Origin of the sequence: Streptomyces sp. NPDC059008 (assembly GCF_042749045.1) — a bacterium.
Classification (GTDB): domain Bacteria; phylum Actinomycetota; class Actinomycetes; order Streptomycetales; family Streptomycetaceae; genus Streptomyces.
The window spans coordinates 96301-119569 of sequence record NZ_JBHYJC010000013.1 but is presented as its reverse complement, the minus strand read 5'-3'; the positions used below and the strand labels follow the sequence as shown (position 1 = coordinate 119569).

At 69.6% G+C, this 23269-nt stretch carries 15 protein-coding genes; 5 read left to right on the top strand and 10 right to left on the bottom strand.

Annotation, left to right across the window (positions count from 1 at the left end):
- Position 1 precedes the first annotated feature (1 nt).
- The 4 genes from ACFWZH_RS18210 to ACFWZH_RS18195 all read left to right on the top strand — a co-directional run bounded on the left by ACFWZH_RS18210 (position 2) and on the right by ACFWZH_RS18195 (position 5623).
- A complete protein-coding gene (locus tag ACFWZH_RS18210) occupies positions 2-1282 on the top strand; it encodes an HRDC domain-containing protein (protein WP_384431518.1) in 1281 nt (426 codons plus the stop codon).
- 498 nt (positions 1283-1780) lie between these two features.
- The gene (locus ACFWZH_RS18205) at positions 1781-3007 is read left to right on the top strand and encodes a thiolase family protein (protein ID WP_384431515.1); all 1227 of its coding nucleotides are present in this window, start codon (positions 1781-1783) and stop codon (positions 3005-3007) included.
- On the top strand, positions 3004-5139 hold the full coding sequence (locus tag ACFWZH_RS18200; protein WP_384431512.1) for a 3-hydroxyacyl-CoA dehydrogenase NAD-binding domain-containing protein: 2136 nt from the start codon (positions 3004-3006) through the stop codon (positions 5137-5139). The genes ACFWZH_RS18205 and ACFWZH_RS18200 overlap by 4 nt, the downstream gene beginning before the upstream one ends.
- A gap of 94 nt (positions 5140-5233) precedes the next feature.
- On the top strand, positions 5234-5623 hold the full coding sequence (locus tag ACFWZH_RS18195; protein ID WP_384431509.1) for an NTP pyrophosphohydrolase: 390 nt from the start codon (positions 5234-5236) through the stop codon (positions 5621-5623).
- An 86-nt stretch (positions 5624-5709) separates the two neighbouring features.
- On the opposite strand, the gene ACFWZH_RS18190 is transcribed toward ACFWZH_RS18195, so the two are convergent.
- The 10 genes from ACFWZH_RS18190 to ngcE all read right to left on the bottom strand — a co-directional run bounded on the left by ACFWZH_RS18190 (position 5710) and on the right by ngcE (position 19333).
- Positions 5710-6576 carry a GyrI-like domain-containing protein gene (locus tag ACFWZH_RS18190; RefSeq protein ID WP_384431507.1) on the bottom strand — a complete coding sequence of 289 codons (867 nt, stop codon included), beginning with the start codon at positions 6574-6576 and terminating at the stop codon, positions 5710-5712.
- Positions 6577-6877: 301 nt separating this feature from the next.
- Positions 6878-8356 (bottom strand): amino acid permease, encoded by a 1479-nt coding sequence (locus tag ACFWZH_RS18185; RefSeq protein WP_384431504.1) that lies wholly within the window; start codon positions 8354-8356, stop codon positions 6878-6880.
- 244 nt (positions 8357-8600) lie between these two features.
- A complete protein-coding gene (gene dxs, locus ACFWZH_RS18180; protein ID WP_384431501.1) occupies positions 8601-10562 on the bottom strand; it encodes a 1-deoxy-D-xylulose-5-phosphate synthase in 1962 nt (653 codons plus the stop codon).
- A gap of 442 nt (positions 10563-11004) precedes the next feature.
- On the bottom strand, positions 11005-12327 hold the full coding sequence (locus tag ACFWZH_RS18175; RefSeq protein ID WP_384431498.1) for a sugar ABC transporter permease: 1323 nt from the start codon (positions 12325-12327) through the stop codon (positions 11005-11007).
- Complete coding sequence (locus ACFWZH_RS18170) at positions 12324-13124, bottom strand: ATP-binding cassette domain-containing protein (RefSeq protein WP_384431495.1); 801 nt, start codon at positions 13122-13124, stop codon at positions 12324-12326. The genes ACFWZH_RS18175 and ACFWZH_RS18170 overlap by 4 nt, the downstream gene beginning before the upstream one ends.
- A 178-nt stretch (positions 13125-13302) precedes the next feature.
- Entirely contained in the window at positions 13303-14397 is a 1095-nt protein-coding gene (locus tag ACFWZH_RS18165) for a substrate-binding domain-containing protein (protein WP_384431493.1), read from the bottom strand.
- A 140-nt stretch (positions 14398-14537) separates the two neighbouring features.
- A complete protein-coding gene (locus ACFWZH_RS18160; protein WP_384431490.1) occupies positions 14538-15737 on the bottom strand; it encodes an ROK family protein in 1200 nt (399 codons plus the stop codon).
- Between the two features lie 255 nt (positions 15738-15992).
- On the bottom strand, positions 15993-16922 hold the full coding sequence (locus ACFWZH_RS18155) for a carbohydrate ABC transporter permease (RefSeq protein ID WP_384431487.1): 930 nt from the start codon (positions 16920-16922) through the stop codon (positions 15993-15995).
- Between the two features lie 11 nt (positions 16923-16933).
- Positions 16934-17857: a carbohydrate ABC transporter permease gene (locus tag ACFWZH_RS18150; protein ID WP_384431484.1), complete on the bottom strand. Its 924-nt coding sequence runs from the start codon at positions 17855-17857 to the stop codon at positions 16934-16936.
- 39 nt (positions 17858-17896) lie between these two features.
- On the bottom strand, positions 17897-19333 hold the full coding sequence (gene ngcE, locus ACFWZH_RS18145) for an N-acetylglucosamine/diacetylchitobiose ABC transporter substrate-binding protein (protein ID WP_384431481.1): 1437 nt from the start codon (positions 19331-19333) through the stop codon (positions 17897-17899).
- A 438-nt stretch (positions 19334-19771) separates the two neighbouring features.
- Between ngcE and ACFWZH_RS18140 the strand changes: the two genes are divergently transcribed.
- Positions 19772-23179 carry a GH92 family glycosyl hydrolase gene (locus ACFWZH_RS18140; RefSeq protein ID WP_384431478.1) on the top strand — a complete coding sequence of 1136 codons (3408 nt, stop codon included), beginning with the start codon at positions 19772-19774 and terminating at the stop codon, positions 23177-23179.
- Positions 23180-23269 lie beyond the last annotated feature (90 nt).

The following is a 23269-nucleotide window of genomic DNA, read 5'->3' as shown; positions in this document are numbered from 1 at the left end:
GGTGACCGACGCCCAAAAGACCGCAGCAGACACGACACTGCGAGCACCCGGAGACTCGCCTCCGGATTCCCGACCGGCGCCGGTCCCTCTCCTGGAGCCCCGCGAGGGCATCCCCCCGGTGACCGCCACACCCGAGGCGCTCGCCGAGGTGGTGGCCGCCTTCGCGGCCGGTACCGGACCGGTGGCCGTCGACGCCGAGCGCGCCTCGGGCTACCGCTACGGCCAGCGCGCCTACCTCGTCCAGCTGCGCCGCGAGGGCGCCGGCAGCGTACTGATCGACCCGGTCGGCTGCCCCGACCTGTCGGCTCTGGGCGAGGCGATCGGCGACGCCGAGTGGGTGCTGCACGCCGCCACCCAGGACCTGCCGTGCCTGCGTGACATAGGGATGGTCCCCTCCCGGCTGTTCGACACGGAGCTGGCCGGGCGGCTGGCCGGCTTCGCCCGGGTCGGCCTGGGCGCGATGGTCGAGAACGTCCTCGGCTACGCCCTGGAGAAGGGCCACTCCGCCGTCGACTGGTCCACCCGCCCGCTGCCCGAGCCCTGGCTGCGCTACGCCGCGCTCGACGTCGAGCTGCTGGTGGACCTGCGCGACGCGCTGGAGGAGGAGCTGACCCGGCAGGGGAAGATGGAGTGGGCCCGGCAGGAGTTCGCGGCGATCGCCGCCGCTCCCCCGCCGCCGCCCCGCAAGGACCCCTGGCGCCGCACGTCCGGCATGCACAAGGTCCGCCGGCGCCGCCAGATGGCCGTCGTACGGGAGCTGTGGACGGCCCGTGACCAGGTCGCCCAGCGGCGCGACGTGTCGCCGGGCAAGGTGCTCGGCGACGCCGCGATCGTGGAGGCGGCGCTGCACCTGCCGCCGAACAGCCACGCACTGGCGGGGCTGTCGGGCTTCGGCCACCGCATGGGCCGCCGGCAGCTGGAGCAGTGGCAGGCCGCCGTCGACCGCGCCCGCGCCCTCCCGGAGAGCGAGCTGCCGCAGCCCGGCCAGCCGCTCAACGGGCCGCCGCCGCCCCGCTCCTGGGCCGACAAGGACCCGGTCGCCGCGGCCCGCCTGTCGGCCGCCCGCGCCGGGGTCACCGCCCTGGCCGAGCGGCTGAACCTCCCGCAGGAGAACCTCATCACGCCGGACACGGTGCGCCGGCTGTGCTGGGAGCCGCCGGCCGAGCCGACCCACGAGTCGGTCGCCCAGGCCCTCGAGGGCCACGGCGCCCGCCCCTGGCAGATCGAACAGGTCGCGCCGCTCCTGACCGAGGCGCTGCTGGCGGACCCGGCCGCCGGCTGACGCGTGCGGCGGTCCCCCGACCGGGGACCGCCGCGACCGCGCCTTCGTCACCGCCGAAGGCCGCCGCTCCCCGCCTCCCCTACCGGCACCGCCACCGGAGTTCCCCGAGCGCTCGCGGTCCCGATGCGCGTCCCTTGCCGGGGCGGTCCGCACCGCCACACCACCCCATTTCGCCACCCTGCGGACATCTGGGGTGCCGACGGGTGGAATTCCGCCACCGCCGGACACCATTCGGCCCCTTTCCCGGCGCCCGGACGCGCCTCCCTGCGGCCCGCCGCCCAGCCGCACGCCGCCCGTGCCCGCCGGGCCGCCGCCCGGCCACGCACCCCCTCCACCGCCGGGCCGCCGCCCAGCCCCCTCCGCCTCCATCCGGTGTGACCTTCGCCGCTCCGGCCGATGGGGGTGTGCAGCTTGGTTACCCGTAAGTAGCATGTCGGTGTGAAGCGTCCCTGGGGGCGCCACGCAGCAGTGCCACCCCGCACCTGGAGGAGAGCCAACGTGCCTCGTACCGCTAGGGACGTCGTCTTCGTCGACGGCGTCCGCACCCCGTTCGGCAAGGCGGGCCCGAAGGGCATCTACCACGAGACCCGCGCCGACGATCTCGTCGTGAAGGCCATCCGGGAGCTGCTGCGCCGCAACCCGGACCTGGACCCCGCGAAGATCGACGAAGTCGCGATCGCCGCCACCACGCAGATCGGCGACCAGGGCCTGACCCTGGGCCGCACCGCCGGCATCCTCGCGGGCCTCCCGCAGTCCGTGCCCGGCTACTCCATCGACCGTATGTGCGCCGGTGCGCTGACCGCCGTCACGACCACCGCCGGCTCCATCGCCTTCGGCGCGTACGACGCCGTCATCGCGGGCGGTGTCGAGCACATGGGACGCCACCCGATGGGCGAGGGCGTCGACCCCAACCCGCGGTTCGTCAGCGAGAAGCTGGTCGACGAGTCCGCGCTGTTCATGGGCATGACCGCGGAGAACCTCCACGACCGCTACCCGCAGATCACCAAGCTGCGCGCCGACGAGTACGCCGTGCGCTCGCAGGAGAAGGCGGCGAAGGCGTACGCGAACGGGAAGATCCAGCAGGACCTGGTCCCGATCTCGGTACGCAACACCAACTCCGAGGTCGGCGAGACCGGCTGGGGTCTGGTGACCACCGACGAGCCGATGCGCCCGGGGACCACCCTGGAGAACCTCTCCGGTCTGAAGACGCCGTTCCGTACGCACGGCCGCGTCACCGCCGGTAACGCCGCCGGTCTCAACGACGGCGCCACCGCCTCGATCATCGCCTCCGAGGACTTCGCCCGGGAGAACAACCTCCCGGTCAAGATGCGCCTGGTCTCCTACGCCTTCGCGGGCGTGGAGCCGGAGGTCATGGGCTACGGCCCGATCCCGGCCACCGAGAAGGCGCTCGCCAAGGCGGGCCTGGGCATCGGTGACATCGGCCTGTTCGAGATCAACGAGGCGTTCGCCGTGCAGGTGCTCGCCTTCCTCGACCACTACGGCATCGCCGACGACGACGCGCGCGTCAACCAGTACGGCGGCGCCATCGCCTTCGGCCACCCGCTGGCCTCCTCCGGCGTCCGGCTGATGACGCAGCTGGCCCGCCAGTTCGAGGAGCAGCCGCAGGTCCGCTACGGCCTGACCACGATGTGCGTCGGCTTCGGCATGGGCGCCACCGTCATCTGGGAGAACCCGCACTTCGAGTCCGCCGGAGGCAGCAAGTGAGCACCACCACCACCGCCGAGCTGCTGAAGGGCGCGGCCGAGCTGTTCCCCGACGAGGTCGTCACGTCCGCGCACGTACGCCACCTCGACCTGCCGTTCGGCGCCGGGCGCTTCGCGCTCATCACGCTGGACAACGGCTTCGACCACACCAAGCCGACCACCTTCGGCCCGGGCTCGCTGGCGAACCTCAACGCCGCGCTCGACCAGGTCGAGAAGGAGGCCGCGGACGGCGACATCGTCGGCGTGGGCCTCACCGGCAAGCCGTTCATCTTCGCCGTCGGCGCCGACCTCAAGGGCATCGAGCTGCTGACGAAGCACGGGGACGCGCTGGCCATCGGCAAGGGCGGCCACGATGTCTTCAAGCGCCTGTCCGGGCTCGCCGTGCCGACCTTCGCCTACTACAACGGCGCCGCCATGGGCGGTGGCGTCGAGGTCGGTCTGCACTGCTCGTACCGCACCGTCTCCAAGGCCCTGCCGGCCTTCTCCCTCCCCGAGGTCTTCCTGGGCCTGGTCCCGGGCTGGGGCGGCTGTGCGCTGCTGCCGAACCTGATCGGCGCCGACAAGGCCGTCTCGGTCATCATCGAGAACTCGCTCAACCAGAACAAGCAGCTCAAGGGCCAGCAGGTCTTCGACCTCGGTATCGCCGACGCGATCTTCGAGGGCGCGGACTTCCTGGAGCAGTCGCTGATCTGGACCGCGAACGTCCTCAAGGGCGACGTGACGGTCGAGCGCGCCGAGATCGACCGCGGTGCGGCCTGGGACCAGGCCGTCGAGCGCGGCAAGTTCATCGCCGACGGCAAGGTGCACGGCGCCGCGCCGGCCGCCTACCGCGCGCTGGACATCATCGCCGCGGCCAAGAGCGGTGACCTGCAGGCCGGGTTCGACGCCGAGGACGTGGCGCTCGCCGACCTGATGATGGGCGGCGAACTCCGCGCCGGCATCTACTCGTTCAACCTGGTGCAGAAGCGCGCCAAGCGCCCCGCCGGCGCGCCGGACAAGAGCCTGGCCCGTCCGGTCACCAAGGTCGGTGTCGTCGGCGCCGGTCTGATGGCCTCTCAGCTGGCCCTGCTCTTCCTGCGCCGCCTGGAGGTGCCGGTCGTGCTGACCGACATCGACCAGGAGCGGGTCGACAAGGGTGTGGGCTACGTCCACGCCGAGATCGACAAGCTGCTCGGCAAGGGCCGGATCAACCAGGACAAGGCCAACCGTCTCAAGGCCCTGGTGACCGGTGTGCTGGACAAGGCCGAGGGCTTCTCCGACGCGGACTTCATCATCGAGGCCGTCTTCGAGGAGATCGGCGTCAAGCAGCAGGTGTTCGCCGAGGTCGAGGCCGTGGCTCCGGCGCACGCGATCCTCGCCACCAACACCTCCTCGCTGTCGGTGACCGAGATGGCGTCGAAGCTCAAGCACCCCGAGCGGGTCGTCGGCTTCCACTTCTTCAACCCGGTCGCGATCCTCCCGCTGCTGGAGATCGTGCGCGGCGAGAAGACCGACGACGCCTCGCTGGCCACCGCCTTCGGTGTCGCCAAGAAGCTGAAGAAGACCGCGGTGCTCGTCAAGGACGCCCCGGCGTTCGTCGTGAACCGCATCCTGACCCGCTTCATGGGCGAGATCCAGAACGTCATCGACGAGGGCACCCCGGTCGAGGTCGCCGAGAAGGCCATCGAGCCGCTCGGTCTGCCGATGTCTCCGCTGGTGCTGCTGGAGCTGGTCGGCCCGGCGATCGGTCTGCACGTCTCCGAGACGCTGCACGGCGCCTTCCCGAACCGCTTCACGGTCTCCCCGAACCTCGCGGCCGTCGTCAAGGCGGGCAAGCGCGGCTTCTACGTCTACGACTCCGGCAAGCCGGAGCTGGACCCCGAGGTCGTCGCGCTGCTCAAGCAGGGCGACTCGGTGCTGACGGAGGAGCAGGTGCGCGACCGCGTCCTGGACGCCGTCGCACAGGAGATCGGCCTGATGCTGGACGAGGGCGTGGTCGCCGAGGCGCAGGACATCGACCTGTGCCTGATCACCGGCGCCGGCTGGCCCTTCCACCTGGGCGGCATCACGCCGTACCTGGACCGCGAGGGCGTCTCCGAGCGGGTGACCGGCAAGAAGTTCCTGGCCCCGGGCGTGGCGAGCGTGCCCGCGTAAGGGTGCGCGACTGACCGCGAAAGCGCGGGCCGGCTCGGCGGAGCCGGCCCGCGCTTTGGCGTTGCCGTCGAGCGCCCCATGGCAAGGTTGCGCCATGGATTCCTTGGTCATTGTCGATGCCGCGAATGTCGTCGGCTCGGTGCCCGACGGCTGGTGGCGGGACCGGCACGGCGCGGCGGAACGGCTGCGCGACGCGCTGCCGGGCTTCGCCGCCGCCGGGCTGCCGGGACTGGCCGAGCCGCCCCTGGAGATGGTCCTCGTCGTCGAGGGCGCGGCACGCGGGGTGGCCTCGGTCGAGGGCGTACGGGTGGTGCCGTCGCCCGGCAGCGGCGACGACCGGATCGTTCAGCTCGTGGCGGACGAGGGCGGCGGACGGGACTGCCTGGTGGTCACCGCCGACCGGGGGCTGCGCGAGCGCGTCCGGGCGCTGGGCGCGCGGGTGACGGGCCCGCGGGCGGTGTGGGGGCGGCGCGGCGGGGCGTAGGGGCCCGTTTCGGCGCGGAGGCGCGAGGAGCCCGTGCGGGGGTGCGAGGAGCCCGTGCCCCGGGTGGGACACCACCGCGCCGCCGCTCAGACCTCGGTCCGCTCCACGGGGATCCACAGCTCCGCGTCCGCCCGTGCCGCGTCCGGGGACAGGCGGACGCGCAGGATCTCCGGTCCCGGCCTGCTCTGGTACGGGTTGGACGGGAACCACTGCGTGAACACGTCCCGCCACAGGTGCTGGAGCGCCTGCGGGAACGGTCCGGAGTCGTCGAAGACGGCCCACGTCCCCGCCGGGACGGTGAGCGCGTCCAGGTCCTCCGGGACGGCCGCCCGGGTCACCACGCCGTGGTAGTAGTCGAGTTCGGTTCCCTCCGCCCTGCTCGGGTCGAGGTCGTCGCTCACCGCGACGATCCCCTCCGGCTCCTGATCGGACAGCGCGCCGATGCGCCGCACCGTCTCCTGGTCGATGCTCCGGATGAAGTCGGCGATCGCCGGGTTCGCCCCCTCGTGTACGAGCGGCACCCGGGCCTTCTTCCCGACCACACGGAACTGCTCCTTCTCCACGACCCGGTATCGCATGCTGCTGCTGCCTTCGATGATGAGACGGAAGGACATCCGCGGTTGGGAGCGCAGCGCGACACCGGTGCGCCGGGCCTCGCCCGGCCCCACCCCGTGCACGGCCCGGAACGCTCGCGCGAACGCCTCGCCCGAGCCGTAGCCGTAGCGCACCGCGATCTCCAGCAGCGTCCGCTCGCCGGTGAGCACCTCGGCCCCCGCGATGGTCAGCCGCCGGCGCCGGACGTACTCCGACAGCGGCATCCCCGCCAGCGTGGAGAACACCCGTCGGAAGTGGTACTCCGACGTCGTCGCGATCCGCGCCAGCTCGGACACCTCGATCCGCTGATCGAGGTGCGCCTCGATGTGTTCCAGGGCCTCGTTCAGCCGCTCCAGCACCTCGGTTCTCCTTCTCCTACGTCCAGCACGTTAGGAGGCCGCGCCCTGATCGGACCCGACATCCTGTGCCCGGTCCGATCAGGTCCGATCAGGTCCGACGGTCGCCGACGATCCCCCTGCACACGAACGCTACGCGGCTGCGGGCCACGACGCGGGGGCGGGCGGTGGGCCCCGTCCGGCGCGCACCGCCGTACGGGCCGACACCGCCGCACGGAAAGGCCCCGTACACCGCGGCCTGCGGGTGTACGGGGCGAGCGGAGGGACAGGAGCACGGGCGCGCGGCCGGGGCGGGGGCGGAGTCTCAGCCCTTCTCGGTCCGCCGGTTGCGGATGCCGAGGCGGCTGTGCGACCGCCCGTACAGGAAGTAGATGCCGAAGCCGGCCACCATCCAGACCGCGAACCGCGCCCAGGTCTCGGCGGGCAGATTGAGCATCAGCCACAGCGAGGCGGCCACCGACAACAGCGGCACCACGGGCACGAACGGGGTGCGGAACGAACGGGGCAGGTCCGGCCGCGAGCGGCGCAGCAGGATGACGCCGACGGCGACCACGACGAAGGCGAACAGCGTGCCGATGTTGACCAGTTCGGCCAGCTCGTCGATCGAGGTGAAGCCGGAGACCACGGCGACGACGACGCCCAGCGCGATGGTCGCACGGTAGGGGGTGCCGTAGCGGGGGTGGGCCCGCGAGAAGACCCGCGGCAGCAGCCCGTCCCGGCTCATCGCGAAGAACACCCGGCTCTGGCCGAGCAGCAGGATCATGCAGACCGAGGTCAGACCGACGGCAGCGCCGAAACTGATCACCCCCGCGAAGTAGGGCTGGTCGAGGTCCTTGAAGGCATCCGCGAGCGGGGCGTCGGTGGACAGCCTGCTGTACTTCTGCATACCGGTGACGACCACCGACACCGCGACGTAGAGGATCGTGCAGATGGCCAGCGAGCCGAGGATGCCGCGCGGTACGTCGCGCTGCGGGTTGCGGGTCTCCTCGGCGGCGGTGGCGACGATGTCGAAGCCGATGAACGCGAAGAAGACCACGGCCGCCGCGCCGAAGATGCCCATGACGCCGAAGTTGGACGGGGTGAAGCCGAAGAGCAGCTGCGCCAGCGGCGCGCCCCATCCGCCGCCGCCCTCGGTGGGCTGGCTGGGCGGTACGAACGGTTCGTAGTTGGCGCCGTTGATCAGGAAGGCACCGGCGATGATGACCAGCAGGACGACGGTGACCTTGATCCCGACGACCACCGCCGTCACCCGCGAGGACAGCTTCATCCCCAGCACGAGAATGCCGGTCAGCACCAGCACCAGGACGCAGGCGAGCAGATCGAAGCCGAACCGTCCCTCGTGGGTGCCGGACAGACCGACGGGCAGATGCCATCCTGCGCTGTCCAGCAGGGAGCGGATGTAGCCCGACCAGCCGACGGCGACCACCGCGCAGCCCAGCGCGAGTTCCAGGATCAGGTCCCAGCCGATGATCCAGGCCGGCAGCTCCCCCAGTGAGGCGTAGGAGAAGGTGTAGGCCGATCCGGCGACCGGCACAGTGGAGGCGAACTCCGCGTAGCACAGCGCCGCCAGCGCGCAGACCACGCCGGCGGCGACGAAGGACAGCGCGACGGCGGGACCGGCCTGCTCCTTGGCGATCTTTCCGGTGAGGACGAAGATGCCGGTGCCGATGACCACGCCGACACCGAAGACGGTCAGATCGAGGGCCGACAGGGACTTCTTGAGTGTGTGCTCCGGTTCTTCGGTGTCCAGGATCGACTGCTCCACAGTCTTCGTCCGGAACATACCGCTCTGTCGACGTGAATCATGTGGTGTGCCGTGCTGTGTGCTCATGGGCGAACCTCCGCCTGGACGACCCTCGCAACTCTCCTGAACTGACCGAGTCTCCGCAATGTCTGGAAACAGTCAGCTTTGGCGGGCCTCCAGGGGACGGTGATTCACCCGATGGGGTGTGGCTGCGGGTATGCCGATGGGCCGGGCGGAACATCCGTACGGATGACCGGCCGGCCCATCGGCAGGGTCTGCGCAATCAGTCGCGGGCGACCTCGGCCTGCGCGCGGTCGGGAGCGTCCGCGGTGGCCGCGGCGTCCTCCAGATCGGTCCGCGACAGACCGTCGATCTTGGAGACCAGGCCGGTCACCTGGCGGGCGATGTCCGGAGCGGTGAGCCCGATCTCCGCCAGGATCTCCTTGCGGGAGGCGTGGTCGAGGAAGCGCTCGGGGATGCCGAAGTCGCGCAGCGGCAGGTCCACACCGGCGTCCCGCAGCGCCTGGGCGATCGCCGAACCGACGCCGCCCGTACGGGAGTTGTCCTCGACGGTGATGACCACGCGGTGCTTGGCGGCCAGGCCCGGCAGCGCCTCGTCGACCGGCTTGACCCAGCGCGGGTCCACGACGGTCGTCGAGATGCCCTGCTTGTCGAGGAGGTCGGCGATCTCCAGGCACATCGGGGCGAGCGCACCGACGGAGACCAGCAGGACGTCGGGCCGCTTGACGCTCTCGTCGGGCGCACGGAGCACGTCCATGCCGCCGACCCGGTCCACGGCCTCGACGGCGGGACCGACCTTGCCCTTGGAGTAGCGCACGACGGTCGGGGCGTCCTTGACCTCGACGGCCTCGCGCAGCTGGGCGCGCACCTGGTCGGCGTCGCGCGGCGCGGCGATCCGCAGGCCCGGTACGACCTGGAGCAGGGACATGTCCCACATGCCGTTGTGCGAGGCGCCGTCGTCGCCGGTGACACCGGCCCGGTCCAGGACGAAGGTGACCCCGCACTTGTGCAGGGCGACGTCCATGAGGACCTGGTCGAAGGCGCGGTTGAGGAAGGTGGCGTACACCGCGAAGACCGGGTGCAGTCCGCCGGTCGCCAGGCCCGCCGCCGACACGGCCGCGTGCTGCTCGGCGATTCCCACGTCGTAGACCCGCTCCGGGAACGCCTTGGCGAACTTGCCCAGGCCCACCGGCTGCAGCATGGCCGCCGTGATCGCCACGATGTCGTCGCGCTCCTGGCCCAGCTTGACCATCTCCTCACCGAAGACGGAGGTCCAGCTGGCGCCCGACGCCGCCACCGGCAGCCCGGTGTCCGGGTGGATCACCCCGATGCCGTGGAAGCGGTCCGCCTCGTCCTGCTCGGCGGGCTTGTAGCCGCGGCCCTTCTCGGTGAGGCAGTGCACGATGACCGGGCCGCCGAAGCGCTTGGCGCGCTGCAGCGCGGACTCCAGGGCCTCCATGTCATGGCCGTCGATCGGTCCGACGTACTTCAGGCCCAGGTCCTCGAACATGCCCTGCGGGGCGATGAAGTCCTTCAGGCCCTTCTTCGCGCCGTGCAGCGTCTCGTAGAGCGGCTTGCCGACGACGGGGGTGCGCTCCAGGAGGTCCTTGCCGCGGGCCAGGAAGCGCTCGTAGCCGTCGGTGGTGCGCAGGGTGGCGAGGTGGTTGGCCAGGCCGCCGATGGTCGGCGCGTAGGAGCGCTCGTTGTCGTTGACGACGATGACGAGCGGGCGGTCCTTGGCGACCGCGATGTTGTTGAGCGCCTCCCAGGCCATACCTCCGGTCAGCGCACCGTCACCGATGACGGCGACGACGTGGTCGTCCTTGCCGCGCACCTGATTGGCCTTGGCCAGGCCGTCGGCCCAGCCCAGGACGGTGGAGGCGTGCGAGTTCTCGATCACGTCGTGGTCGGACTCGGCGCGCGAGGGGTAGCCGGACAGCCCGCCCTTGGCCCGCAGCTGGGAGAAGTCCTGACGGCCGGTGAGCAGCTTGTGGACGTAGGACTGGTGCCCGGTGTCGAACAGGACCCGGTCCTTGGGCGAGTCGAAGACCCGGTGCAGGGCGATGGTCAGCTCGACCACGCCGAGGTTCGGGCCGAGGTGTCCGCCGGTCTTGGAGACCGCGTCGACAAGGAAGGTACGGATCTCCCCCGCCAGCTGCTCGAGCTGCTCCGGGCCCAGTCGGTCCAGATCGCGCGGTCCCCTGATACGGGAAAGCAACGCCACCCCTGCCTCCTTGCTGCTGCTGTGTTCGAGCTTGCTGCTGTGATCGAGCTTGCCGATCAGATGAGTCTAATGTCGCCCCCGCTGCGCCGACGCGCGGGCCTCGCGATGTATGTCACTCGGGTGACGACGGCTTTCGGCCGGTCGGTTGCGCGGTGTGACACACACGGCACCGGCCCCCACCGGATCATGCCCGGTGGGGGCCGGTGCCGTCGAAGCGGCCGGGGCGACGCTGCCTCGGCCGAGTGACGAGCGGAGGACTTACGTGCGCCGGGAGCGCTGCCGCGGCCAGACGACGTCCCGCGCCCTACGTGCGCCCGGAGCGCTGCCGCGGCCAGACGACATCCCGCGCCCTACGTGCGCCGGGAGCGCTGCCGCGGCCAGACGACATCCCGCGCCTTACGTGCGCCCGGAGCGCTGCCGCGGCCAGACGACGTCCCGCGCCCTACGTGCGCCCCGCGGTCTTCTGCGTCCGCCGCGAAACCGAGTCGATCACGACCGCGGCGAGCAGCACCGCGCCGGTGATCATGTACTGGATCTCACTGGCCATGCCCAGCAGGTTCAGACCCTGCTGGATCGACTGGATGACCAGCATGCCCAGCAGCGCGGACCAGATCTTGCCGCGGCCGCCGAAGAGGCTGGTGCCGCCGATGACGGCCGCCGCGATGACGTTCATCAGGGTGTTGCCGGAACCCAGGTTCTTGGTGGCGCCACCGGAGAGGCTGGCGATGAACAGTCCGCCGAAGGCGGCGAGCATCCCGGAGATCGCGAAGACGCTGATCCGGATCTTGTTCACGTTGATGCCGGCCCGGCGGGCCGCCTCGGCGTTGCCGCCGACCGCGAAGATCTGCCGTCCGTAGGTGGTACGGCGCACCACGAAGTCGGCGATGACCAGCACCGCGAGGAACAGCACCAGGGCCAGCGGCAGACCGCGGGCACCGGCCGGCTCGTTGAGCACATAGGCGACCACGAAGCTGATCAGCGCGACCACGCCGGTGCGCAGCAGGACCTCGCTGAGCGGCCGGGAGGGCAGTGCGGCGGCCTTGCGGCGCTTGCTGTCCAGCAGGAGCGACGCGGCGTACGCGAGGACCGCGACCAGCGCGAGACCGTACGCGGCGGCCTTGTCCTCGAAGTAGTAGCCGGTGAGGCTCTCCACCACACTGCCGCTCGGCGTGTTGATGGAGCCCTCCTTGCCCATCATCCAGATCTGCAGACCGCTCCAGCCGAGGAAACCGGCCAGAGTGACGACGAAGGCCGGCACACCGATCTTGGCGAAAAAGAACCCGTGCAGGGTGCCGATGGCCACACCGGCAACGATCGCGATCAGGACCGCGAGCCAGTCGTTGACGCCGTTGGTGACGCTGAGCACGGCCCAGACGGCCGCGCCGACACCGGCCACCGAGCCGACGGAGAGGTCGATCTCGCCGAGCAGCAGCACGAAGACGATGCCGACGGCCATGATGCCGAGGCCCGAGGTGTAGACACCGATGTTCGCGAGGCTGTCCGCGGACAGGAAGCTGCTGTTCTTGAGCTGGAAGACGACCGCGATGACGATCAGGCCGATGATGACCGGCAGCGAGCCCAGCTCACCGCCGCGCACCCGGCGCTTGAAGTCGTTGAGGTAGCCGGCGATGCCCTGCTCACGGACGAGCAGACGGGGGTCGACGGCGGCCGGCTGCGGGGTGTCGACGGCGGCCGGGGCGGCCTCGGTCTCCTGCGGCGCGGCCTCGGCCTCCTGGCCCGCCGGCTCCTTGGTCAGGTCACTCACGCCCCGACCTCCTTCTTCACCTGGTCCGTGCGCGCCTTGCGGCGGGTGACGGCGTTGTCCGAGGCGCCGGTGATCGCGGCGATGATCTCTTCGTGGGAGGTGCCCTCGACGTCGAAGACACCGTTGTTGCGGCCCAGCCGCAGCACCGCGACCCGGTCCGCGACGGCCTGCACATCGGCCATGTTGTGGCTGATGAGGATGACGCCCAGGCCGCGCTCGCGCAGCCGCTCGACGAGGTCGAGGACCTGCGCGGTCTGCTCGACGCCGAGGGCTGCGGTGGGCTCGTCGAGGATGACGATCTTGGGGTCGCCGATCAGCGCACGGGCGATGGCGACGACCTGCCGCTGGCCGCCGGAGAGCGCGGCGACGGGGATGCGGACGCTGGGGATGCGGATGGACAGGGTGTCCAGCAGCTCCTTGGCGCGCTTCTCCATGGCGATCTCGTCGAGGACACCGGCGGTGCGGGTCTCGTTGCCGAGGAAGAGGTTGGCGACCACGTCGAGGTTGTCGCAGAGCGCGAGGTCCTGGTACACGGTGGCGACGCCGAGTTCCTGGGCGTCGTGCGGCTTGTTGATGCGTACCGCGTTGCCCTCCCACTCGATGGCGCCGTCGTCGACCGGGTGGACGCCGGAGATGGTCTTGACCAGGGTGGACTTGCCGGCGCCGTTGTCGCCTACGAGGGCGACCACCTCACCGGGGTGGATCTCCAGGGTGACGTCCGTGAGTGCTTGGACGGCGCCGAACCGCTTGGAGACTCCGCGCAACGCCAGCACAGGCGTAGCGGACACGTGAATCATCTCCTTCGCCGCCGTCACAACGGCGGGGATGGTGCGAAGAGCGGGGGGGCTCTGCGAGGGCATGGGGGTGGTGCGGGTACGGTCCCGCGCCCGCGCCCGGGACAGGTCGGCGCGGGCGGGGGAACCGGTACGGCCGGTGGTCGGCGGCCGGGAGGCCGGCAGCCGGTGGCCGGTGGCCTTACTTGATGCCGGCCGCCTCGCAGGCCTTCTTGACGTCGCCGGTGCAGATCTGGCTCGCCTTGTAGACCTTGTCCTTGATGATCGTGGAGGCGATGTTCTCCTTCGTCACGATCTGCGCGTCGTAGAGCTTCGCCGGGATGCCCTTGACCTCGCCGCTGAGGCTGTCGACCTTGGCGTCGGTCAGGGAGTCGATCTTCTCGCCCTTGAGCAGCTTGACGGCGATCTCGGCCGTGGAGTCGGCCTGCGGCTTGATCTGCTTGTAGATCGTGAACGCCTGCTCGCCCTTGAGGATGCGCTGCAGGCCCGCCAGCTCGGCGTCCTGGCCGCCGACCGGGACCTTCACGCCCTTCTGCTTGAGGGCGGTGATGATGCCGCCGGCCATGCCGTCGTTGCCGGAGTAGACGCCCTGGAAGCCGTCCTTGCCGAGCGAGTCGAGGGCCGCACCCATCTTCCGGTTGGCCTCGTCCGGCGACCAGTCCGGGATGTCCTGCTCGTACGCGATCTTCTTGACCTGCTTGTCGAGGACGCTGTGGGCACCCTTCTTGAAGAACGGCATGTTCGGGTCGGTCGGCGAACCGTTGACCATGACGACATTGCTGTCCTTGGCCTTGTCGCCCAGAGCCTTGACCAGCGCCTGTCCCTGGAGGCGGCCGATCTTCTCGTTGTCGTAGGAGACGTAGGCGGAGATGTTGCCCTCGGCCAGCCGGTCGTACGCGATGACCTTGACGCCCTTCTTGGCGGCCTGGTTCACCCACGACTTGGTGGCCTTGAAGTCGACCGCGTCCAGAATGATCACCTTGACGCCCTGGGTGATCAGCGCGTCGAACTGCTTCTTCTGGGTCTCGGTCTCCTGCGCCGCGTTGTTGTACTTCACCGTGCAGTCGCTGCACAGCTCCTTGATCTTCGCCTCCATCAGCGGGCGGTCGAAGGTCTCGTAACGCGTGGTCTTGTTCTCCGGCAGCAGCAGGCCGATGGTCTTGTTGTCGCCACCGCCGCCCTTGGCGCCGTCACCGGCCTTGCCACAGGCGGCCACGGAGAGCGCCATCGATACGGCGGCGGTTCCTATGACGACGCGACGCGTCCAAACGTTCATTGGGGTTGCCTCCCTGACGAGGCCGCGTCGTTGCGGCCGAGGTGGCTGGAAGTCAACTCGGCCGCCAGCCGACCGTCAAGAAGTAAATCCTTAACGAGATGGCAACGGTGCCATGCGTTAGCTGTGTGAACTCAGCGCGCTCACGCTATAGCGGGCGCGTCCACGCCCTGTACGCCGTCGAGCAGGGTCGAATCACCCATTTCGCTCAGCACCAGAGCCAGCGCGCCCAGCACCTCCGCGCGGCCCCCGAGCGTGCCGGGGACGATGCCCAACTGCCGTGCCGCGCTGGGGATCGCGTACCGCGACACCGACTCCCGGATCGGCGCGAGCACCAGCTCACCGGCCTCGGCGAGATCGCCGCCGAGTACCACTCTGCTGGGATTGAGCAGATTGCACAGATTCGCCACACCACTGCCGATATGGCGGCCTACGTCCGCAATCACCCGACGGCAGCCCGGGTCCCCCTCGCGGGCCAGCTGCACCACGCGCGGCATGGTCAGATCGGCGCCGTGGCTCGGCTGCAGCAGCGGCAGGACGTACCGGGCCGCGGTGAAGGTCTCCAGGCACCCGCGGTTGCCGCAGCGGCACACCGGGCCGGACTCGTCCAGGGTGATGTGCCCGATCTCGCCCGCGGTGCCGCCCGGCCCGCGGTAGATCTGCCCGCTGATCACCAGGCCGGCGCCGACACCGCTGGCGACCTTGATGTACGCCAGGTCGGAGGCTCCGCGACCGCCGCCCCACACCAGCTCGCCCAGCGCGCCGAGGTTGGCGTCGTTGTCGACGTAGACCGGCACCCCGAGGCGCCCGGAGAGCTCCTGGCTGGGGTTCGTCCCCGACCAGCCCGGCAGGATCGCGGTCGAGCCCAGCGTCCCCGATTCGACGTCGATGGGGCCGGGCACGCCCAGGCCAACGCCGATGACCTTCCCCGGGCTGATGCCGGTCGCCGCGATCAGCCGGCTGACCAGCCGCTCCGCCCGGTCGAAGCCCTCGGCGGCGGAGGCGTCCACATCGATCGGCTCGGCCTCCTCGGCGAGCACCTGGTGGGCCAGGTTGCCGACCGCCACCCGCAGATGGGAGTGCCCGAAATCGACGCCCACGACGATGCCCGCGTCACCGGAGAGCGAGACGCTGCGCGCCCGCCGCCCGCCCGCCGAGGTGGGGGTCACCTCGACGGTCCCGCCGTCCTTCAGCTCACGGACGATGTTGGAGACGGTGGCCGCGGACAGCCCCGTGCTCCGGGCGATCTCCGCCTGTGTGAGTGAGCCCGCCATACGCACCGCGCGCACGACCCGCTCCAGATTGGCCCGGTGCAACGAGGACTGCGACCCCGGAGTCTCCATCGACTCATCCACTCCTGTCTCGGGCCGGGGGTGCCTCCCCGCACAGCTGGGGAGGGCACGACCGCCCGCCGACCGCACCCACACCTTCGGGGGGCGGCTGTCGATTCAACATGTGAACTCTAAGCAGAACGCCCGTCGGGAAGTCTCGTCAAGACGTTGAGTCCGGGATGATCGGGAGGCGGCTCAGATGTGCGCGCCTCGGGGGCGGCTCCGCCGCGGCGGGGCCGCCCCCGAGGGCGGGGCACGTGCCGGGGTCTACTTGATCGCTCCGGCCGTCAGCCCGGCCTGCACCTGCCGCTGGAAGATGAAGTACACCAGCAGCACCGGCAGCATCGCGATCATCATGCCGGCCATCAGCCCGCCCCAGTCGCCCTCATAACCCTGCTGCAGCGCGATGTTGGCGAGGCCCTGGGTCAACACGTACTTGTCCTCGTCCTGGTTGAGGACCATCGGCAGCAGGTACTGGTTCCACTGCCCCAGGAAGTTGAAGATCCCGATGCTGATCAGGCCGGGCTTGGCCATCGGCAGCATCACCTGGAAGAACGTCCGCACGTGCGAGGCGCCGTCGATCATCGCCGCCTCCGCCACCGACGTCGGCAGGGTGCGGAAGAAGGACGTCATGAAGAAGACGGTGAACGGCAGCGAATAGGCGATATAGACCGCGATCAGGCCCTGGTACGTCGCCAGCAGCGGAATCCCCGGAAAGTCCCGCATCACGAAGAACAGCGGGATGACCAGCATGAACACCGGGAAGGACATCCCGGCCACGAACAGGTAGTAGATGAAGCGGTTCCCGGGGAACGTGAACCGTGCCAGGACGTAGCCGGCCATGGAGCCGAGCACCATCGTCCCGATGACCGAACCACCCACCACGACAAGGGTGTTGAGGAAGAACCTGCCGATGTTGGCCTTGTTCCAGGCGTTGGCCCAGTTCTCGAAGTGCAGCACGTCCGGCAGTGACCAGGGCGTGGTGAGAATGTCGCCGCTGCTCTTGAAGGAGCTCCACAGCACCCACAGCAGCGGCATTCCCACCATGAGCGCCCATACGATCAGCATGCCGTGCGAGAAGACATGGAGTATGCCGCCCTCGGCGCCCCGGCGCGGCCTCCCCGCGCTCTTCCCGCTCTCGGCCCGCCGCCCGGCCGTCGCCGGCAGCTTGTCCACCGCGTCGGTTTCCGTCGTCATGCGCCCTGCCCCTAGAACTCGATCCGCTCACGGCGCGCGAAGCGCATCGTGAGGACGGCGAACAACAGCGTGACGATGAGCATGGCGACACCCATCGCCGCCGCGTAGCCGAACTGACTGTCACGGAAAGCGGTTTGGTACAGCCGGAGCGGTACGACGTCGGTCGCGCCGTCCGGGCCGCCCATGTTGACCGACATGATCTGCACCAGTGCGAAGGCGTCCATCGCGATGATGCCCATATAGACCCAGCCCGTCTGCACGGTGTCCCACAGCAGCGGAAGGGTGATCCGGAAGAAGGTGTGGAAACGGTTGGCGCCGTCCAGCAGCGAGGCCTCGTAGATCTCCCGGGGAATGGAGGCCATGGCGGCGGAGAAGAGCACGACGTAGAAGCCGACGTTCGCCCAGACCATCACCACCATGATGCAGGCCAGGGCGAGGCTGCGCTCACCGAGCCAGGAGCTCTGCAGCGAATCCAGACCCACCGCGCCGAGCAGCGAGTTGAGCATGCCGTCGTGCGGATCCGGGTTGTAGATGTTGAACCAGATCACCGAGATGATGGTGATCGAGATGACCTGTGGGAAGAAGTAGACGAACTTGTAGAACGACGCTCCGCGGACGCCGGTGATGACCGCGCCGCGGCGGGCGCGTCCCCCGACGTTGAGCATGAAGGCGAAGAACAGCCCCAGTGCCAGCGTCGCGATCGGCACCAGCACCAGCATGACGACGTTGTGCCGCAGCGCGTTCCAGAACTCGTCGCTGTGCAGCAGCTTGTCGTAGTTGTCCAGACCGATGCTCTTGGCGGCGCCGCGCAGGCCGCTCCATTCCGTGGTCGAGATCTGGAATGCCTGGATGAACGGCGAGATCACGAAGATCGCGTAGATCAGCAGAGGCAGGGCCAGGAACCCCACGATGAATCGGTACTTGCCGTGTTGCATGCGCTCCCCGGCCCTCCCTCGTCAGCGGTGGCGGTGTGCTCAGGCCTCGCGGCGGAACTTGGTGACGGAATCGTCCTTGGCGAATTCGTCCGCGTACTGCTGGGCCTTTTTGATCCACTCCGCGGCCTTCATGTCACCGGTCAGCAGCTGGCTGGTGAGCCCGCCCAGCTTCTCGTCCGTCAGCTTCGGGTACCACTCCTGGAGCTGGATCATCAGCAGGTTCTCGCCACCCTTCTTGACGACCTCGGCGGCCGAGGAGAGGCCCGGTGAGAGCTGCATGCCGTCGGTCGCGCCCTGGACCGAGGTGAGCGACTTGACCTTCGTCGCGAAATTCTGCGCGTGCTTCTTCGACAGCAGAATGCGCAGCAGCTCCATACCGCCGACCGGGTTCTCGCCGCCCTTGGCCACGATGAACGGCTCACTGGGCTCGGCGCGTACGGTGCCGTGCGGCAACTTGTCGCCGCTGCCGCCGTCGAACAGCGGGCCGACGGCCATACCGAAGTCCTTCGGGGTGGTCGGCGCGGCCTCGTTCTCCACCCAGGATCCGTTGGGGATGAAGACGGCCTTCCCGCGGGTCCAGGCGGTCTGGGACTGAATGTGCGTCAGCCCCTGGCTGCCCTGAAGGAAGTACTTCTTGGCGGCGAGTTCCTCATAGTGCTCGACGACCTGCTTGACCGCGTCGTTGGACGTCCAGGCCTTCGGCTCCAGGTTGTCGATGGCGATCCACTTGTCGAGCCCGCCGATCTTGGCGATCTGCGCGAACATATTGAAGTGGACGTAGTAGGGGTACTTTCCCGGGTACGTCCAGGGCGCCACGTTCGCCTTCTTGATCTCCGCACAGAGCTTGATCATGTCGTCGAACGAGGTCGGGTACTCCCAGCCCCGGTCCTTCAGCAGCTTGCTGGAGTACCACGTGCCGTAGACCGTGAACGCGTAGTAGAGGACATCGAAGGCGTCCTTGTGCTTACCCTTCTCCAGAGTGCTGGGGTAGAGCGTGTCCCGGACCTTCTTCTTCGGGTCGTCCAGCGAAGGCGCGTCGAGCAGCGTCGTCAGATCCTGCAACTGGCCCTGCGAGGACAGCTTGTTCATGTCCAGGTGGTCGGATCCGGAGTTGTCGATGACGTCCGGGGGATTTCCGCCGGCGAACCGCGGCTGCAGCTTCGGGCCGACCTGCTGGGTTCCGGTGTGCTTGACCGTGACGCCATAGGTCTTGTGGTAGTCGGCCTCGGCGTCCTTCGCGTACTGGTCGCCCAGCCCGCCCTTGAAGATGAACGCCTCCATCGGCACGCCCTTCTTCACGCCGAGCGGGTTCTTCGCCGAGGTCTCGCCCTTGTTCTTGGTGCCGTTGTCGGTGTCCCCGCCACCGCCACCGGTGGCACACGCCGAAAGCGTCCCCATTGCCGGGACGGCGATGATGCCCAGAGCCGCGGCCCGCTTGACCAGATCGCGACGGTTGAATTCTGAGGTGGATCCCATGCTCAAGTCCTCGCCTTCTTCAGGACTCAGGCGGTGTACCGGAGCCACCCCGGCACCGCGGGTCAGATGAAGCTGAGTTGTACGGGATGTGCACCGGGCGCGCTAGGGATATGCGGGGAAATCATCCGTTCCCCGCCCTCCCCCCGGCTCCCCGCGGCCTTGGTCGTACGGCCGCTCGGACGCCGACAGGTATAGTCCACTTCCGGCCGAAGGGGCAAGATCGAATGCAGGGTTGGACAGCAGTCTTTCCCTAGTTGAGACCTCCCCGGTATGCGGACGATCCGACCGCCGTCACCCCGCCGGATCACCTTGGGACCCGGCCGGCCCATCGATCGCAGCGGCACCCTTGACACCAAAGTGCCCACGCACCTTACTTATCTCTGTTTATCGTCGCGTCGTTCAACTGACAACGATGTCAATCTGGTTGAGAGGGACCGCGTGCGGCTCAGACACCGGCACAGTCCACTGCGGGGCCTCCCCCGCCCGGTCGCCCTCGTGGCGGCCGCTCTGCTCGTCATCACCGCCCACGGCCCGGCCCTGGCCGCGCCGCCCCAAAAGCCCCTGGCGGCACCGGACTTCCGCTCCTCCTTCGAGTCCGGCGACCCCCGGCCCGACTGGACCGACGGCATCGAGACCGGGCCCGACGGACGGCCCCGGACCTCCGGCATCACCCCGCCGACCACCCCCGCGGCCCCCGGAATGAGCACCGCGCCCGGCACCGGCCCCGCCGACTCCCCCACCGCCAAGGCGCACGCCGGCTTCTCCGGAGGCCATGCGCTGCGCTACGCCGGCACCCACACCGGGGACGGCCGCGGCTACTCGTACAACAAGATCTTCGACGTCGACACTCCGGTCACCGCGTCGACGGCGCTCTCGTACGCGATCTTCCCGGAGATGGCGACCACCGACCTGGCCTACCCCGCGACCCATGTCGCCGTGGACCTGGCCTTCACCGACGGCACCTACCTCAGCGAGCTGGGCGCCGTCGACCAGCACGGCGCCGCGCTGACCCCGCAGGGCCAGGCCTCCTCCAAGACGCTCTACGTCAACCAGTGGAACCACCGCGAGTCGCGGATCGGCGCGGTCGCCGCCGGCAAGACCGTCGACCGGATCCTGGTCGCCTACGACGCACCCGAGGCGCCCCGGACCGCACCGGCCTTCCGCGGCTGGGTCGACGACCTCGCCCTCGGCCGCAAGGCCCCGGACAAGCCGCTCGCCCACCTCTCCGACTACGCCGTCACCACCCGCGGCACCCTCTCCAGCGGAAGCTTCTCGCGCGGCAACACCTTCCCCGCCACCGCCGTCCCCAACGGCTTCAACTTCTGGACGCCGGTCACCAACGCGGGCTCCTCCGACTGGCTCTACGAGTACGCGCGCCGCAACAACGCCGACAACCTCCCCACCCTCCAGGCCTTCAGCGCCAGCCATGAACCCAGTCCCTGGATGGGCGACCGGCAGACCTTCCAGGTCATGCCGTCCGTCGCGGCCGGCACCCCGGACGCCTCGCGCACCGGCCGGGCGCTGCCCTTCCACCACGCCAACGAGACCGCGAAGCCGCACTACTACGGCGTGACCTTCGACAACGGCCTCAAGGCGGAGATCACCCCGACCGACCACGCCGCGCTGATGCGCTTCACCTTCCCCGGCGACGACGCGAGCCTGATCTTCGACAACGTCAACAACAAGGGCGGCCTGAGCCTGGACACCGAGCGCGGTGTCGTCACCGGCTTCTCGGACGTCCGCAGCGGGCTGTCCGTCGGCGCCACCCGCCTCTTCGTCTACGGCGTCTTCGACGCACCGGTCACCGGCGGCGGCAGACTCCAAGGCGGCGGGGGCAAGGACGTCACCGGCTACCTCCGCTTCCGGCCCGGCGCCGACCGCACCGTGACGATGCGCATCGCCACGTCCCTGATCGGCGTGGACCAGGCGAAGGCGAACCTCTCCCGCGAGGTCCCGGCCGGCACGGCATTCGGCGACGTCAGGCGCCGGGCGCAGTCGCAGTGGGACGACCTGCTGGGCCGTATCGAGGTGCAGGGCGCCAGCCGCGACCAGCTCACCACCCTCTACTCCAGCCTCTACCGCCTCTACCTCTACCCCAACTCCGGCTTCGAGAAGGTCGGCTCGCGCACCCGCTACGCCTCCCCCTTCTCCCCGCAGACCGGCCCCGACACCCCCACCCACACCGGCTCCAAGATCGTCGACGGTGCGGTCTACGTCAACAACGGCTTCTGGGACACCTACCGCACCACCTGGCCCGCCTACTCCCTGCTCACCCCCGAGCGGGCCGGGAGGATGGTCGACGGCTTCGTCCAGCAGTACAAGGACGGCGGCTGGATCTCCCGCTGGTCCTCGCCCGGTTACGCGGACCTGATGACCGGTACGAGTTCCGATGTGGCCTTCGCCGACGCCTACGTCAAGGGCGTGGAATTCGACGCCGAGGCGGCCTATGCCGCGGCCGTCAAGAACGCCACCGTCGCCCCGCCGAACCCGGGAGTCGGCCGGAAGGGCATGAACACCGCCCCCTTCCTCGGCTATACCAGCACCGACACCCGCGAGGGAATGTCCTGGGCGCTGGAGGGCTACCTCAACGACTTCGGCATCGCCCGGATGGGAAAGGCGCTGTACGCCAAGACGCACAAGAAGCGGTACAAGGAGGAATCGGCGTACTTCCTCCAGCGCGCCCGGAACTACGTCAAGCTCTTCGACGACAAGGTCGGCTTCTTCCAGGGCAGGGACGCCCAGGGCGACTGGCGCCTGCCGCCCGACCGGTTCGACCCCCGCGTCTGGGGCCACGACTACACCGAGACCAACGCCTGGACCTTCGCCTTCACCGCCCCGCAGGACACCCGGGGCCTGGCCAACCTCTACGGCGGCCGCTCCGCCCTGGCCGAGAAGCTGGACGCCTACTTCTCCACCCCCGAGACGGCCGCCAAGGAATTCGCCGGCTCCTACGGCGATGTCATCCATGAAATGACCGAGGCCCGCGACACCCGCATGGGCATGTACGGGCACAGCAATCAGCCCTCGCACCACATCGCCTACACCTACGACGCGGCGGGCCGGCCCTGGAAGGCCCAGCAGAAGGTCCGCGAGGCGCTCTCCCGGCTCTACCTCGGCAGTGAGATCGGACAGGGATATCCGGGCGACGAGGACAACGGCGAGATGTCCGCGTGGTACGTCTTCAGCTCGCTGGGCTTCTATCCGCTGGTGATGGGGCAGGGCGAATACGCGGTGGGCTCACCGCTGTTCACCAAGGCCACGATCCACCTGGAGAACGGCCGCGATCTGGTGATCAAGGCCCCGCGCAACACCCCGCGCAATGTCTACGTCCAGTCCCTGCGCGTCAACGGCAAGCCCTGGAACTCCACCGCCCTCCCCCACAAGCTGCTCGCCCGCGGCGGCACCCTGGAATTCGGCATGGGCCCGAAACCGTCCGCCTGGGGCAGCGGCAAGAAGGCCGCCCCCACCTCCCTGACCCAGGACGACTCGATCCCGGCCCCCGAGGCGGATCTGACCCGTCCGGACGGCAGCGCCCTGTTCGACGACACCTCGGACACCGCGGCGGAATTCACCACCGCCGCGGTCGCGCTGACCGACCGGGAACGGGCGACGTCGTACACCCTCACCTCGGCGGTCAAGGGGGACGCGCCCACGTCCTGGGTCCTGGAGGCCTCCCGCGACGGCCGGCGGTGGACACAGGTCGACCGCCGCCGCGCCGAGTCCTTCACCTGGGACCGCCAGACCAGGGTCTTTCAGATCTCCCGGCCGGGTGCGTACCGGCACTACCGGCTGGTGGCCGACGGCAGGCCGACGCTCGCCGAGATCGAGCTGCTCGGGACGCCGTAGACCCGGTCGCCGGCGCCCGGAACGCGGAACGGGCCGCACCCCCTCGCTTCGGGGAGTGCGGCCCGTTGTGCGTCGTGCGGGACCTGCCTG

What these genes read in the sequence shown, in the direction of transcription:
- ACFWZH_RS18195 (WP_384431509.1), top strand. Translation starts at nt 5,234, where the DNA reads ATGGATTCCTTGGTCATTGTCGATGCCGCGAATGTCGTCGGCTCGGTG.
- ACFWZH_RS18185 (WP_384431504.1), bottom strand. Translation starts at nt 8,356, where the DNA reads ATGTTCCGGACGAAGACTGTGGAGCAGTCGATCCTGGACACCGAAGAA.
- ACFWZH_RS18170 (WP_384431495.1), bottom strand. Translation starts at nt 13,124, where the DNA reads ATGATTCACGTGTCCGCTACGCCTGTGCTGGCGTTGCGCGGAGTCTCC.
- ACFWZH_RS18165 (WP_384431493.1), bottom strand. Translation starts at nt 14,397, where the DNA reads ATGAACGTTTGGACGCGTCGCGTCGTCATAGGAACCGCCGCCGTATCG.
- ACFWZH_RS18160 (WP_384431490.1), bottom strand. Translation starts at nt 15,737, where the DNA reads ATGGAGACTCCGGGGTCGCAGTCCTCGTTGCACCGGGCCAATCTGGAG.
- ACFWZH_RS18155 (WP_384431487.1), bottom strand. Translation starts at nt 16,922, where the DNA reads ATGACGACGGAAACCGACGCGGTGGACAAGCTGCCGGCGACGGCCGGG.
- ACFWZH_RS18150 (WP_384431484.1), bottom strand. Translation starts at nt 17,857, where the DNA reads ATGCAACACGGCAAGTACCGATTCATCGTGGGGTTCCTGGCCCTGCCT.
- ngcE (WP_384431481.1), bottom strand. Translation starts at nt 19,333, where the DNA reads ATGGGATCCACCTCAGAATTCAACCGTCGCGATCTGGTCAAGCGGGCC.